At 32.5% G+C, this 16,024-nt stretch carries 11 protein-coding genes; 9 read left to right on the top strand and 2 right to left on the bottom strand.

Annotated elements, in window-relative coordinates; genetic code table 11:
* The first annotated feature begins 25 nt into the window (after positions 1-25).
* On the top strand, positions 26-997 hold the full coding sequence (locus PBN93_RS05785) for an ABC transporter ATP-binding protein (protein ID WP_271081654.1): 972 nt from the start codon (positions 26-28) through the stop codon (positions 995-997).
* A gap of 4 nt (positions 998-1,001) precedes the next feature.
* Positions 1,002-1,406 (top strand): alternative ribosome rescue aminoacyl-tRNA hydrolase ArfB, encoded by a 405-nt coding sequence (gene arfB / locus PBN93_RS05780; protein ID WP_271081653.1) that lies wholly within the window; start codon positions 1,002-1,004, stop codon positions 1,404-1,406.
* Between the two features lie 6 nt (positions 1,407-1,412).
* Here the strand turns inward: arfB and PBN93_RS05775 are convergent, their stop codons facing one another.
* Both PBN93_RS05775 and PBN93_RS05770 read right to left on the bottom strand, forming a co-directional pair.
* Positions 1,413-2,762, bottom strand: a complete 1,350-nt coding sequence (locus PBN93_RS05775) for a sensor histidine kinase (RefSeq protein WP_077405225.1) — start codon at positions 2,760-2,762, stop codon at positions 1,413-1,415.
* The gene (locus PBN93_RS05770) at positions 2,752-4,122 is read right to left on the bottom strand and encodes a sigma-54-dependent transcriptional regulator (protein ID WP_077405222.1); all 1,371 of its coding nucleotides are present in this window, start codon (positions 4,120-4,122) and stop codon (positions 2,752-2,754) included. Before PBN93_RS05770 ends, PBN93_RS05775 begins: the two co-directional genes overlap by 11 nt.
* A gap of 214 nt (positions 4,123-4,336) precedes the next feature.
* On the opposite strand from PBN93_RS05770, the gene PBN93_RS05765 reads away from it, so the two are divergent.
* The 7 genes from PBN93_RS05765 (at position 4,337) to PBN93_RS05735 (ending at position 16,020) form a co-directional block, all read left to right on the top strand.
* On the top strand, positions 4,337-5,683 hold the full coding sequence (locus PBN93_RS05765) for a TolC family protein (protein ID WP_271081652.1): 1,347 nt from the start codon (positions 4,337-4,339) through the stop codon (positions 5,681-5,683).
* Between the two features lie 14 nt (positions 5,684-5,697).
* A complete protein-coding gene (locus tag PBN93_RS05760) occupies positions 5,698-6,948 on the top strand; it encodes an efflux RND transporter periplasmic adaptor subunit (protein ID WP_271081651.1) in 1,251 nt (416 codons plus the stop codon).
* A 115-nt stretch (positions 6,949-7,063) separates the two neighbouring features.
* Positions 7,064-7,765 (top strand): ABC transporter ATP-binding protein, encoded by a 702-nt coding sequence (locus PBN93_RS05755; RefSeq protein ID WP_077405210.1) that lies wholly within the window; start codon positions 7,064-7,066, stop codon positions 7,763-7,765.
* Positions 7,766-7,817: 52 nt separating this feature from the next.
* The gene (locus PBN93_RS05750) at positions 7,818-10,175 is read left to right on the top strand and encodes an ABC transporter permease (protein ID WP_271081650.1); all 2,358 of its coding nucleotides are present in this window, start codon (positions 7,818-7,820) and stop codon (positions 10,173-10,175) included.
* 29 nt (positions 10,176-10,204) lie between these two features.
* On the top strand, positions 10,205-12,637 hold the full coding sequence (locus tag PBN93_RS05745) for an ABC transporter permease (protein WP_271081649.1): 2,433 nt from the start codon (positions 10,205-10,207) through the stop codon (positions 12,635-12,637).
* 172 nt (positions 12,638-12,809) lie between these two features.
* Complete coding sequence (locus PBN93_RS05740) at positions 12,810-15,239, top strand: ABC transporter permease (RefSeq protein ID WP_271081648.1); 2,430 nt, start codon at positions 12,810-12,812, stop codon at positions 15,237-15,239.
* Between the two features lie 28 nt (positions 15,240-15,267).
* Entirely contained in the window at positions 15,268-16,020 is a 753-nt protein-coding gene (locus PBN93_RS05735; protein ID WP_271081647.1) for a head GIN domain-containing protein, read from the top strand.
* Positions 16,021-16,024: the final 4 nt, after the last annotated feature.

The raw sequence follows: 16,024 nt of genomic DNA, 5'->3' as shown, positions 1-16,024 counted from the left end.
TAGAAACGGATTTTTTTATCTATTTATGTTACACGTAAACAATATATCATTTTCATACAACACAACGCCAGTTCTAAAAAACATAGACTTTACAGTAAATGTAGGCGAATACCTAGCAGTGTTAGGAGAAAGTGGTAGCGGAAAAAGCACACTTTTAAAAATTATATACGGACTTCTTCAATTAAAGGAAGGAACTATTTTTTGGAAAGACAACCAAGTTTTAGGGCCAGATTACAATTTAATTCCAGGGGAAAAGTATATGAAATATCTATCTCAGGATTTTGATTTAATGCCTTTTATTACGGTAGAAGAAAATGTGAGTCAGTATTTATCTGTGTTTTATCCAGAAGAATTAAAGGCTAGAACCCAAGAGCTTTTAGAAATGGTAGAAATGACCAGTTTTGCTAAAACAAAAGTGAAATTGTTAAGTGGTGGGCAACAACAGCGTGTGGCTTTGGCTAGAGTATTGGCACAAGAACCAGAGTTGTTATTGTTAGACGAACCTTTTAGTCACATAGATAATTTTAGAAAAAATAGTTTACGTAGAAGATTATTTAGCTATTTAAAGCGTAAAAAAATTACTTGTATTGTTGCTACTCATGACGAGAAAGAAGTGTTGCCATTTGCAGATAGGATATTAGTAGTAAAAGACCAAGTTGTTTTAGCAAATCAAAAAACAGAAGACCTATACAACAACCCAAAGTCATTATACATAGCAAGTTTATTTGCAGAGGCAAACCTTATCCCTGTTTCTACTATAAAAGAGGATGCAGAATCCCAAAAGTATATAATTGTATATGCACATGAATTTAAAGTATCTGAAACTTCTGGAATAAAAGTACGTGTAATTAATTGTTATGCAATGGGAGCTTATTATTTAATGGAAGGTGTAACGGAGGAGCAAAGCTTATTTTTTACGCATCCTAAAAGTATAGAAGTAGGCAAAAAGGTGTTCTTAAATGTTTCTTTAGAAATACTAAATAAAAGAATAGAATAAGGTTTTGGATACAGCACAGATAGTACAGGAGTTGCAATTTAAAGCAGTGCGTAGTAGTGGTGCTGGTGGCCAGCACGTAAATAAAGTGTCTACTAAAATAGAGCTTACGTACGATTTGCAAAACTCTACGGCAGTTACAGATAAAGAAAAAGAGCGATTGTTACTAAAACTAAGTAACAGACTCACAAAAGAAAATGTTTTGTTGTTGCAGTGTGATGATTCTAGGAGTCAGCATAAAAACAAAGAGTTGGCTATAAAACGTTTTTTAGAGCTAGTAAAGTCGGCCTTAATTGTCCCTAAAAAGCGTAAAAAAACAAAGCCATCTAGATCTGCAATAGAAAAACGATTGAACACTAAAAAGAAATCGGCCTTAAAAAAAGCAAATCGTAAAAGACCAAGTTTAGATTGATATAATTTAAAACAACAGCGTAAAAACAGTTTCTTGGTTTGGAGTACTTCTTAATTTTAAGCTTCCGCCGTGTAGCCTTAATATTTGTTTAGACAAGCTAAGGCCAATTCCGGTTCCAGTATTTTTGGTTGTAAAAAACGGAATAAAAATCTCATCTATTAACTCTGGAGGTATACCAGGGCCATTATCTGCAACGGTAATAAATTTTTCGTTTTCATCTGTAACGCCTGCAGTAACTATAATTTTCCCGTTTTCTTGTTCGCCTATAGATTGTACTGCATTTTTACACAGGTTTAAAAGCACCTGTGTAATTTGTTTTTCATCTATAAAAAAGGCTAAATTTTCTGCAGTTAAATTAGAGGCAAAATTAATATTGGTATTCTGGTTTTCTTGGTCTACCAAAACAAATACTTTGTGAATTAAATCTTGTGCTTTTACAAGACTTTTATCTGGTGATGGAATACTTAAAAAGCTACGGTAACTCTGTACAAAATCCATTAAGTTATTTCCTTGTTCTTTAACAACGGCTAAGCCTTTAGAGGTATTTTGTATGTGCTTTTCGGTTAATTCTTCAAGAGGTATTAGACCGTCTTCTTTTTTGTAATAATTTAAAATAGATTCAGATATTGATGTTATTGGCGCTATGGTGTTCATAATTTCATGCGTTAAAACACGAATTAATTTCTCCCAAGAATCTGCTTCTTTTTCTTCTAATTCTCTTTGTATGTCTTGCACAACTACCAATAGTAAATTTTGGTTGTCTAGTGTAACGGTAGTAGATTTTAAAGTAAGTTGTATTCTTTCCCTTTCGTTGGTTAACTCTATTAATTTACGCTGAAAAGGCTCTAGTTTGGCAAATAAATTATACAAATTAGTATCTACTTGCTGCAATTGTTTAATGTGGTTTAGTGGTTTGTAATTTAGTAAATGCTCTACTTTAGGGTTGGCAAAAAGTATATGCCCCTTATCATTTATGGTTAAAATACCAATATCTGCGTGTTTTAAAATTTCTTGGTAATACTTTTCTTGAACCTGATTTTTTACGTGTATTTTATGTATCATAGCATTAAGCATATTAAGACTACGATTTAGTTCTTTTAAAGATTTTACATTTTCATACTCAGGAAAACGTAGTGTAAAATCTTCATTTTTTATAGACTCAAAAAAATACGCAATTTTACGGTTGGTATGGTTTACGTAATTAATTAAAAAAACGGTAAGCAAAATCAATGCAATAAAAAAAGCACTAGAAACTATGTAATTTTTTTGTAAGCCAAAATAGGCTAGTCCAACAGCAGAAAGTGTAATAAAAACAACCCTTAACACTAATTGAAAATAGAAGCTTTTACTCGCCATTTCCTGTTTTTTTAATTTTGTTATATAATGTTTGTCTAGATATACCCAATTGGTTAGCAGCGGCACTATAATTACCATCGTGCTTTTTTAAAGCATCGTTAATCAATAGCAATTCCATTTCAGATAAGGTAACATTAGTAGTATCTAAGGTAGGAGTTCCCTTCTCATTTAAAATAAAATCTGTTGGTTTAAGCACATTTCCATCGCATAAAATAACAGCTCTTTCCATAGTGTGTTGCAATTCTCTAATATTACCAGGCCAGCTATAAGCAAGTAATTTTTCTTGAGCCTGATTATTAATACGCAAACCAAGCTTACCATATTTAGACATAAATTTATTTAAGTAAAAATCTGCCAAAATTAGTATATCTCCATCTCGTTCTCTAAGTGCAGGTACTTGCACGTGTATGGTATTAATACGGTAAAGTAAATCTTCTCTAAATAAACCATCTGCAACCATTTTTTCTAAATTGCAATTGGTAGCACAAACCAATCTAATATCTACGGGTATTGGTTTGTTAGAGCCTACACGTACTACAACACGGTTTTGTATGGCAGAGAGTAGTTTAGCCTGAGTTTGTAAGCTTAGGTTACCAATTTCATCTAAAAATAACGTTCCGCCATTGGCAGCTTCAAACTTACCAGCTCTGTCTTCTTTGGCATCTGTAAAAGCACCTTTTGTGTGTCCAAAAAGTTCACTTTCAAACAAAGTTTCAGATATAGAGCCCATATCAACACCAATAAAAACCTCATTTTTACGGTTAGATAAGTTGTGTAACTCTCTTGCAATTAATTCTTTTCCTGTTCCGTTCTCACCAGTAACTAGTACATTTACATCGGTCTTAGCTACTTTTTGCACCAAGTTTAATACAGATGTTAATGCTTTAGAGTTACCAATAATGTAATTTTTATTTTGGTTAATAACCTGTTTTAAAGAACTTTCTTTCTCTTTTAGTTTAGAAACTTCTTTTTGAGATTTACGTAATTGGTATGCAGATTTTAATGTTGCAAGTAGCTTGTCATTATTCCATGGTTTTAAAATAAAATCTGTAGCCCCTTCTTTTAAAGCTTGTACAGCAAGGTCTATTGCGCCATAGGCTGTCATCATAATAACAGAAATATGCGGAGCTCGCTTTTTAATTTCTCTGTTCCAGTACAAACCTTCATTACCGGTATTTACACCGGCAGAAAAGTTCATATCTAACAATACTATGTCATAGTCAGCTAAATTTTTAAAAGAAGACAAAAGGTTAGGGTTTCCTAAGGTATCTACTTTTTCATATTCAAACTGTAATAAAATTTCTAAAGCACTTAATACACTTTTATTGTCATCTACAATTAATACTTTACCTTTTTGCATTATAAAGTTGTTTGGGTTGAGGAAGGTTTATGCAATAAAACTACAAATGATATATATTACAATTTTAAATGTGTAAAAAAATTAGACATTATTTGTATATATATTTTACACTTATATTTTCCTTGGGCATTAGTTTTGTTTTTAAACGCTTGTTTTTTAGGTATTTATGTTTTTGGCACAACAATGGTTTTAGTTTTGGCACACAATAAAAGTTATGAACGTAAAAATTAAACATATTCTATTTTTGGTACTCTTGGTAAGCTTACCAAGTAGTGCACAACAAAGCTGGTCTTTAGATGAGTGTATAAACTATGCTATAACGCATAATTTAGAATTAAAAAATCAGGAGTATACGGTTGCATCTAGCAAAGAAACACACAAGCAAGCCGTACGTAATTTGCTGCCAAGTATAAATGGTTCTGCAAGTTATGATATTAGGTATGGTAGGTCTGTAGATCCAAATAACAATAATATCATAGACACAGATTTTTTCTCTAACAATTATAATTTAAATTCTTCTTTAGATATTTTTAGAGGTTTTCAGAGAATAAATAGTATTAAAGCAACAAACTATATTTACAAAGCAGTGCAACAAGATGCACAGCAACAAAAATACTTGTTAGCATTTAGGGTAATGTCTGCCTTTTATGACATTCGTTTTTTTGAAGGAGCCTTAGAAATTGCCAAAGAGCAAGTAAGTATATCAGATACCAATTATGCATTTGTAAAAAAACAATTGGAGTTAGGTTTAATTGCTAAAGCAGATTTGTACGAGGCAGAATCTGTTTTATTAACAGATAAGTTAGCTGCAACACAAGCAGAAAACCAATTGGCTGCTGCAAAACTAAATTTAATTCAAGAAATGAATTTAGAAAACGTGTCTACCATAACCTTAAAAGCAAATGCCTTAGACCTTAAAAAGGAAACCGATGCTACATTACAAACTAATAGTGTGTATACAAAGGCACAAACATTTTTGCCTAGTATAAAAGCAGGGCAATTAAAGGTAAAGGCTGCACAAAAACAAGTAGCTATTGCTAGAGGAAGCTTATACCCATCATTATCTTTATTTGCTGGCTATGGCACAGGTTATTATGAGACTAATACAGACGAAATAACAAACGAGATAATATCATTTAAAAATCAAATAAGAGACAACGCATCTAGGTCTATAGGTTTGTCTATGAACATTCCTATTAGTAACAAATGGTCTGGTAGATCAGAAATTAAACAACAAAAAATAGCGTTGCAACAGGCAGAAAATAATTTAAAAATACAAGAGCAAGAATTGTACAAATTAATACAACAATTGGTACAAGAAAAAAATGCTTTAGAAGTAGAAAATCTTCAAAGTTTAAAAAAATTAAAAGCGCAAGAACTAAGTTTTTCTATAGCACAAAAAAGGTACGAAAAGGAAATGATTTCTGCGGTAGAACTATACCAAGCAAAAGTACTATATACCACAGCACAAAACGAGAATTTACAAGTACAAATAAGATTAAAAGTAAACCAAAGTACATTAGATTTTTACAACGGATTACCAGTATTTAACATCAACTAATAAGAACAATATAGATGGATATTCAACTAGAAAAGAAAAAAGGATTACGCCCAAAACACTACGCATACATTGCAATTGGGCTAGTAGTAGCTTTTGCAGCATATAAATTAATAGGCAGTAGTTCTGTAGCTACGTTTAGAACAGAAAAAGACAAATTATCTATTAGTGAGGTTACGCAGGGTAAGTTTGACGATTACATAACCATTAACGGTAGCGCAGCACCAATAGCAACTATTTATATGGATGCTTATGAAGGTGGTAGAGTAACCGAAAAACTGATAGAAGAAGGTGCAATGGTTAAAAAAGGAGACATTATTTTAAAACTAGAAAACAGTAACCTTTACGAGCAAATTTTAGCTAGTGAAAGTAACTTAGCACTAAAGCAAAACGATTTAAGATCTACCAAATTAACCTTTGACTCTAGGCAAGTAGAAGGGCGTAAATCTTTAGCTACAGCATCTTACGAGCTAACACGTTTAAAACGTAATTACGAGCAAAACCAAGAACTATATAAGGACGAATTAATCTCTAAAGAGGCTTTTTTAACTGCAAAAGAAAATTACGAATTATCTTTAAAGCAGCACAACATAGTAAAAATACAAACAGAGCAAGATGATAAAATGAGAAAAACCTCATTGGCTGGTTTAGATACAGATTTAAACAGAATGCAAAAAACTTTATCTATGGTTTATGAGCGTTTAGACCATTTAAATGTACGTGCGCCAGCAGATGGTCAACTAGGGTTTTTAGATGCAGAAATAGGGCAAAGCATAAATCAAGGTCAGCGTATAGGACAAATAAACGTGCTAACAGACTATAAAATAGAAGCAGAAATAGACGAGCATTATATAGACCGTGTAAAAAGAGATTTAAACGCCTCTTTTGAGCGTAATGGCAAAACATACAACCTGCGTTTACGTAAAGTGTACCCAGAGGTTCGTGGTGGTAAGTTTAAAGTAGATTTAGTTTTTACAGCAGAAAAACCAGAAAATATAAGAGCAGGACAAAGTTTTAATGTAAAACTGCAATTAGGAGCCTCATCAGATGCGCTTTTAGTATCTAAAGGGAGTTTTTTCCAAAGTACAGGTGGCCAGTGGATTTTTGTAGTAAACCCAGATGGTACAGAGGCATTAAAACGTAACATAAGAATAGGAAAGCAAAACTCTAAATATTACGAAGTTCTAGAAGGGTTGCAAGCTGGTGAAAAAGTAATAACCTCTAATTATGACACATTTGGAGAGGCAGAAAAAATAGTTTTAAAATAGGGTGTTCCCTACGGGCGGGCTTTACGTTGCAATCTTTTTTAAAAAAAATAAAAAAGGATTTACACTACAATCCCTAACACAAGATATAATCACATAAAAAAAATCAATCAACAAAATGATACAAATTAAAGACCTTAAAAAAAGTTTTAGAACAGAAGAAGTAGAAACCCTTGCGCTAAACAGTGTAAACCTAAATGTGGGTCAAGGAGAGTTTGTTGCCATAATGGGGCCATCAGGTTGTGGCAAATCTACCTTACTAAATATAATAGGTATGTTAGACAACCCGTCAGAAGGTAGTTACCAATTTGCAGGCCATGAAGTAGGAGGCTTAAAAGAAAACCAACGTACCGGTTTGCGCAAAGGAAACTTAGGTTTTGTTTTTCAGAGCTTTAATTTAATAGATGAACTTACGGTTTTTGAAAACGTAGAGCTACCTCTTATCTATTTAAAAATGAACAAGGCAGAGCGCAAACAAAAAGTAAGAGAAGTTTTAGAGCGTATGAAAATTGCACACAGAGAAAAACACTTTCCGCAGCAATTATCTGGAGGACAGCAACAACGTGTAGCCATTGCCAGAGCAGTAGTTACAAACCCAAAACTAATACTTGCAGATGAGCCAACAGGTAACCTAGACTCTAAAAACGGAATAGAGGTAATGAACCTGTTAACCGAGTTAAACCAAGAAGGCACAACTATAGTAATGGTAACACACTCAGACAGAGACTCGCATTACGCGCACAGGGTAGTAAACCTTTTTGACGGCCAAATAGTTACAGAAAGTCACAACAAACCTTTTGAGGCAGTAGCTTCAAAATAAGTAGAGTTCATCATCAATCAAAATCATCAATCAATCAAAATAGCCAATCACCATGTTCAAAAATTATTTTAAAATTGCGTTTAGGAGTCTATTAAAAAATAAAGGCTATAGTTTTCTCAATATTTTTGGATTAGCAATGGGTATTACCTGCGCCAGTCTTATTTTTTTATGGGTAGAAGATGAGGTAAACTACGACGCCATTTTTTCTAATAAAGAACAGGTGTATTATTTGCCAACAAACCAACAATATAATGGTGAGTGGCGTACATTTAGCTCTACACCGGGACCTTTGGCAGAAGCTTTAAAAAAAGAAGTGCCAGGCATAGTAAATGCAACAAGAGTTAGGGATGAAGAGCATCTTTTTACCATTGATGAAAAATCGTTTTACAAAAAGGGATATTACGCAGATATCGACTTTATAAACATATTTAGTTTAAAATTTATACAAGGTAATGCACAAACGGCCTTTAGCAGTACAGATGCAGTAATACTTACTAATGAAACGGCATCACAATTTTTTGGTGAAGGTAATAATGCAGTAGGCAGAGTTTTAAAAGTAGACCAAACAACAACCTATACGGTAACTGGCGTTGTAGAAGATTTTCCAGAAAATGTTACCGTAAAGTTTAATTGGCTGGCTCCTTTTGAGCCATATGCAAAGGATAAAGAGTATTTACAAGAGTGGGAAAATAACTCGGTAGAAACTTATATACAACTTACTAAAAATGCAGATGCGGCTGTTGTAAATACTACCGTAAAAAAGTTTTTGCAAACTAAAGCAGAAGATAGTGATACCTATGCTTTTATGCATAGTATGCTAGATTGGCGTTTACGTGATAATTTTGAAGGTGGTGTACAAGTAGGAGGCAGAATAGTGTATGTAAATTTATTCTCTGTAATTGCTTGGATTATTTTAGTAATTGCTTGTATTAATTTTATGAATCTTTCTACGGCACGCAGTGCAAAAAGAGCTAACGAGGTTGGTGTGCGTAAAGTTTTAGGTGCTGGTCGTAAACGCCTAATTTTTCAGTTTGTAGCAGAATCTTTAGTCATATCTACAATTGCTACATTGGTAAGCGTACTGCTTATATTTTTGGTGTTGCCGCAGTTTAATATCATAATAGAAAAACAATTGGTAATGGGGTTAGCCAACCCTTTACATTGGTTGGTTTTACTTGGTATAACTGTTTTTTGTGGTGTTTTTGCAGGTTGCTATCCGGCATTTTATTTGTCTTCATTTTTGCCAGTAACTGTTTTAAAGGGTATAAGTAGCAATCAAAAAGGATCTGTTTTTATTAGAAAAGGATTGGTTGTAACCCAGTTTGCAGCATCAATCATATTAATAATTTGCACTATAGTAGTGTATAAGCAAGTACAACACGTAAAAAACAGACAGTTAGGCTACAACAAATCTAACCTTGTAACTATGCACGTAAGAGGTGATATGGTTAAAAATTATACCGCTATAAAACAAGATATGAAAGCTACAGGGTTCATAAGCAATGTAGGTTTAAATAGCTACAATACTTTATCTATTGGTAATAACGGGTCTGGAGCAACTTGGTCTGGTATGGCAGATGAAAATAGTGAAATGCTTATATCATTTAGATACATAAATTCAGATTTTCTATCTACTGCAGGAATGGAAATTATTGATGGTAGAAATTTTAAAGAAAACCAAGATATAGACAGCGTAAATTTTATAATAACAGAGTCATTTGCAAAACTTATAGATCCTGTTTCGGCAGTAGGTAAAAGCATTTATTTTGGAGAGGATAGGTATAATGTTGCAGGCGTTGTTAAAGACTTTTTATATGGAGATATGTATGGTAAAAGCGATCCTGTAATTTTTCTTAATGCACCTACAGAGGCGCAATATATGTATGTGCGTATTGCTAAAACTGCAGACACTAAAAAGGCAATAGCGGCAATGGCAAGTGTTATGCAAAAACACAATGCAGCTTTTCCGTTTGAGTATGAGTTTGTAGACGATGCGTTTAACCAAAAGTTTAAAAGTGAAATGTTGGTAGGTACATTATCTAAACTGTTTGCAATATTGGCCATACTTATCTCTTGTTTAGGTTTGTTTGGCTTAGCCGCATACACATCAGAACAAAGAAGTAAAGAAATTGGTGTACGTAAAGTTCTAGGAGCTAGCGTAGCTAATATAGTAAACCTACTTTCTAAAGATTTTATTAGGCTAGTACTCTTGTCTATTGCTATAGCCATACCGTTGGCTTGGTGGGCAATGTCTAGCTGGTTACAAAGTTATGCTTACCGCATAAACATACAATGGTGGATGTTTGCTTTGGCAGGCTTAGGAGCCATTACAATTGCTATGTTAACTGTAAGTTTTCAAGCAATAAAAGCAGCTGTAAATAACCCTGTAAAAAGCTTGCGTACAGAGTAACACATCATCAATCAAAAAAACAAAAAGTTATGTTTAAAAATCAATTAAAAATAGCGTGGCGTAGTCTTAAAAAAAATCCGTTACAAACAGGTATAAATATTCTTAGTCTTACTGTAGGTACAATATGTTGTTTAATAATAATATCATATGTTAATGCACAATTTGGATATGATACGCAACATAAAGATGCAGCTTCTATATACAGAATACGTACTAAAATAAAAACAAAAGGCAATAACAGTATAAATGCAGACGTAGCTACAAGTAGTCCGCCAATAGCTTTTGCTTTAAAAGAAGATTTTCCTGAGGTGGTAGATGCTTGTAGAGTTGTTTATTTTGGGTCTGGAGAAGAAGCACTTATTCGTAACCCTAAAAATAACCAAAGTTATTATGAGAGTAAGGGGTATGTAGCCGATTCTACTTTTTTTAAATTTTTTAATTATACAGCTGCAGAAGGTAATTTAGCCACAGCCTTAGAAAAGCCAAATAGTATTGTTTTATCTAAAAAATTAGCTTCAAAATTATTTAAAAATGAAAATCAAATTATAAATAAAACATTGGTTATTGGTGCAGGAGAAGATCAATTTAATGCAACCATTACTGGAGTTTTTAATGAACCAGCTAACCCAACTCACTTAAATCCTAATTACATACTGTGCATGAACTCGCCTGGTATTGGCGAATATGCTAATAACATAACTAATTTTGCAACACAAAACTTTGCATATACTTATATTAAACTTGGTGCCAATGTTAGTAAGGCTAGTTTAGAAAAAAAGTTGCCACAGTTTATGTTAGATCGTGGAGGAAACGATTTAGCTGATATGGGTTTTGATAAAAAATTGTTACTACAATCTGTTACAGATATTCATTTACACTCTAAAGGAATAGATAAGCAAATTGAAGAAGTTTCTAACATTGAATATTTGTATGCCTTACTATTTTTAGCCTTTATAGTACAACTAGTTGCCTGTGTAAATTTTATAAATTTAAGTACAGCCAGAGCTAGTAAAAGAGCAAAAGAAATAGGTGTTAGAAAAGCCATTGGAGCACAAAAAAGCTCATTGGTACAACAATTTTTAAGTGAATCTAGCTTAATTGCATTTTTAGCAGTTTTTATTAGTATTCCCATAGCACTACTGTTGTTACCGGTTGCTAATGTATTAACAGGTGGTAACATAGAGCCAGAACACGTATTAAACTTTAAAATTTTAATGTTGCTAGGGGTTATGGGATTGTTAACAGGTTTAATAGCAGGTATTTATCCGGCAATGGTATTGTCTTCTTTTAAACCAAGTAAGGTTTTAAAAGGAGCAACAGAATTGCAATCTAAAAATAGTTTATTAAGGAGAGGACTAGTTGTTTTTCAGTTTGTAGTATCAATAGTTTTAACTGTTAGTGTTATTGTTGTATCACAACAACTAAAGTTTGCCAAGCAAAAAGATTTAGGCTTTAACAAAGACAATTTGTTAGCTATACGTTTAGGAACCCAAGAATTACAACAAAACTATAGTGCTATACAATCACAGTTACAAGGAGTACCTGGTGTTAGTTCTGTTACAGGGAGTAACAATTATCCATCTAGATCTATTATGGGAGATTTGGCAATGCGTTTACCTAGTCAGGATGATGATAACCTAACTTCTGTATATTACAATGGTATTACTCCTAATTATTTAGAAACAATTGGCACTAAAATTATTAAAGGTCGTAAGCTTAGAGCAACAGACTCCACAGGTATATTAGTAAATATGGCAACGCTAGAGGCTTTTAATATTGATATAGAAAATGCCTTAGCAGCAAAAATTATAAGTAGTTATGGTAGTGAAACAGAAGAATATGAAGTAGTAGGTGTAACAGAGAATTTTCATTTTGAAGATTTTAAACAGGCAATTTCTCCTATGCTTATATATAGTGAAACAGAGCCAGACTGGATAGTTGCAAAATTAGAAACCAGCAACATAAAAAGTGTTTTGAGCGGTTTAGAGGCCAACTGGAAAAAAGTGAATCCGTATGCACCGTTTGAGTATGTTTTTGTAGATAAAGAAACAGAAAGGTTATACGCAGAAGAGCAAAAATTATCTAAAATATCTATAGCCTTTAGTATTTTGGCCATCTTAATTAGTTGTTTAGGATTGTTTGGTTTAGTGTCTTACGTTGCAGAGCAAAAGAAGAAAGAAATTGGGATACGTAAAGTTTTAGGTGCTAGTGTAAAATCTGTTGTACAATTATTAACCAAAGATTTTTTAAAGCTGGTATTGGTTGCATTTGTAATTGCAGCTCCTATAGCTTATTACTTTATGCAAAACTGGTTGCAAGATTTTACCTATAAAATAGAAATTAAATGGTGGGTGTTTTTAATAGCAGGTGGTTTTGCATTTTTCATAACAATTGTAACTGTTGGTTTTCAGTCTATAAAATCTGCAATTGCTAACCCAGTAAAAAGCTTACGAACAGAATAGTTTTTGTAGCGTATAAAATATTGACATAAGATGTAAATATTTTATACAGTTTACTTTTTTTAAAAATTAAAATATTACGTAAGTTACTTGTAATTAGATGTTTATGATTTTGGCACAGAATTAGAATATTAGTAAGCATCAATCAAAAAACGAACAGTAAAGAATAAAAATTATGTTTAAAAATCAATTAAAAATAGCATGGCGTAATTTAAAAAATAACCTGTTTTTTACATTTTTAAATGTATTTGGCTTAGCAGTGGGTGTTGCAGGAGCGCTACTAATTGCATTATATATTTATGATGAACTTAGTTATGATACAATGTTTGCAGATGAAGCACTAATTCATAGAATAAATGCGGATATAAAATTTGGAACATCTTCTAATAACTTAGCTGTTGTAACGCCACCAATGGCATCAGTTTTAGAAAAAGAATACTCAGAAGTGCAGCTAGCAACAAGGTTAAGAGGTTGGGGCGGTATGTTGGTGCGCCAAGCAAATTCTACTAAAAATATAAAAGTTAACGGTAATGCTTTTGCAGATCCTTCTTTTTTTAAAATGTTTGGTTTAGGCTTATTGCAGGGTAATACAGAAACAGCATTGCAAGAGCCAAATACTATTGTAATTAGTAAATCTACAGCAAAAACACTTTTTACAGAAGAGCAAGTAGTAGGTAAGCAAATTGTTTTAGATAATGATGAGGTATATATGGTAACAGGAGTTATTGAGGATTTTCCTAAAAACTCGTTTTTAAGAGATTATAGTATGCTTATGTCAATGTCCAGTAACCCAAATGCAAAAGAAGTTACTTGGGGGAGCAACAATTTTAGCACTTTTATAAAGTTAAACCCTAACACCAATATAGCTAGTTTTAATAAAAGGTTGCAAAATGTATTTACAAGTTATGTTGTACCCTATGCTCAAAAAACATTTGCGCCTACAATGACAATAGAACGCTTTAAAAGCGAAGGTAATTCTTATGTTTTTAGCACTATACCGCTACGTAAAATACACTTACACTCAGACCGTGTAGCAGAATTAAATCCAAACAATAACATACAAAACATTTACATTTTATCATTTATAGGCTTGTTTTTAGTGGTCTTAGCAAGTGTAAATTTTATGAATCTTTCTACAGCTCAATCTCTTAAAAGAGCTAAAGAAGTTGGTGTGCGTAAAACATTAGGCTCCTCCAAATACCATTTAATAAAACAATTTTTAATAGAATCTGGTTTGGTATCTTTTATAGCTTTAATTTTTGCTGTTTTACTCACCTATTTAGCATTGCCATATTTTAATGCTTTAGCAAATAAAAGTATAGAAATTCCTTTTATAAATCCGTTTTTTTGGATTTTACTTTTGGTTTTTACACTGTTTTTAGGATTACTTTCTGGTAGTTATCCAGCATTTTTTATGTCTAAATTTAAACCAGTAAAAGTATTAAAAGGAGGAGGTAAAACAACAGGTACTGGCGGAAAACTAAGAAACGGATTGGTAGTTTTTCAGTTTGCAATTTCGGTATTTTTAATGGGCAGCACATTGGTAGTTTTTCAGCAATTACAATACATAAAAGGGAAAGATATTGGTTACACCAAAGAACAGGTTTTGGTTATAGATGATGTATATGCTGCTGGTGACCAAGTAACATCTTTTAAACAAGAAATAGAAAAACTAGCAAGTGTAAAAAGTGCATCACTTACAAGTTTTTTACCAACGCCATCTAACAGAACAGACCAATCTTTTACGGCAAAAGGAAGAGCTGTTGAAGATGCTGTAGTACAAATGCAAAAATGGGATGTAGATGAAGATTATATTTCTACATTAAATATAAATTTAGTTGCAGGAAGAAATTTTAACCCTAAGTACAAAACAGATTCTACTGCTATTATAGTAAATGAAACAACATTAAACAGATTGGGAATTAACCCAACGGATGCTATTGGAATGGCATTGGTAGATGATTCTGATGCTATAGAATATAAGGTTATTGGCGTGGTTAAAGATTTTCATATCTCTACATTACGTAACACAATAGACCCAGTTAGCTTTAGGCTAAGTCGTAGAGTAAGTAGCAAATTAGTAGTAAAACTAAGTCAAGGAGATTTTGCTAAATCTATAGCAAGCATAGCAGGTTTATGGGCTAATGTAGCCTCAGAACAACCATTTAATTATTATTTTTTAGACGATTCTTTTAATGATGTTTATAAAGCAGAAGAGCGCTTAGGTAAAATATTTATTGCTTTTACCATTTTATCTATACTAATAGCTTGTTTGGGACTATTTGGCTTAGCAACATTTAATGCAGAAAAGCGAATAAAAGAAATAGGAGTACGCAAAGTGCTAGGAGCAAGTATAAGTAACATTGTATACAAATTAACTTTAGATTTTTTAAAGCTAGTAGCAATAGCTATAGTAATTGCTATACCATTGGCTTGGTTTGCAATGACAAAGTGGTTAGAAGATTTTTCATACCGAATAGAAATTAACGGATGGTCTTTTATTTTAATTGCAGTGTTGGTGCTTGCAATTTCAATTATTACGGTAAGTTACCAAAGTATAAAAGCAGCAATATCTAACCCAGTAAAAAGCTTACGAACAGAATAAATTCATCAATCAAAAATAATTAGAACAAATGAAAATCAATCAAATTAAAAAACTAACAACACTTTTTTTAGTAGTGATGACTATGAGTGTTACGGCACAAAATAATGTAACCAAAGTAGCAACATTTAACAAAGTAATTGTAAGTCCGCATATACAAGTAACTTTTGTAGAAGGAGAAACAGAAAGTGTAATAATAGAAAGTAGCACTGTAGCAGAAAACAAAATAAATGTTGAGGTTTCTGGAAAAACTTTGCGCTTGTATTTAGAAGGGGCAAAAGAGTTTACAAAAAGCGAAAAAATAAATAAAAACGGATACAAACAACGTAAGTCTATTTACAAAGGCACTGTTGTAAAGGCAATTGTTACCTATAAAAAAATAGAAGAATTGTCTTTAAGAGGAGAAGAAACTATTGTATGTAAAAGTCAGTTTGCCCAAAACAAATTACGATTAAAAATATATGGCGAATCACAAGTGTTTTTAAATGATACAGATCTTAAAGAATTACACGCTACTATATATGGAGAAAGTTTTTTAGAACTAAAAAAAGGTAGTGTAGAAAACCTAAAAATTACAGCTTACGGAGAAACTAAAATTAACACTTTAGGCATAAAAAATGACAACACAAAAATTACAGCTTACGGTGAGGGTAGTTACCGCGTACAGGTTTCTAAAAAATTAAAAGTTACAGCTTACGGTGAGGCAACCGTTGCTTACCAAGGCAATCCGGAGTTAAATAAAGGGCTAATTATTGGCGAAGCAACTATTCAGCAAATACAGTAAAGAC

Source organism: Cellulophaga omnivescoria (genome assembly GCF_027915275.1).
Lineage (GTDB): Bacteria > Bacteroidota > Bacteroidia > Flavobacteriales > Flavobacteriaceae > Cellulophaga > Cellulophaga omnivescoria.
The sequence above is the reverse complement of the archived record's forward strand: the minus strand, read 5'-3'. Positions and strand labels throughout refer to the sequence as shown.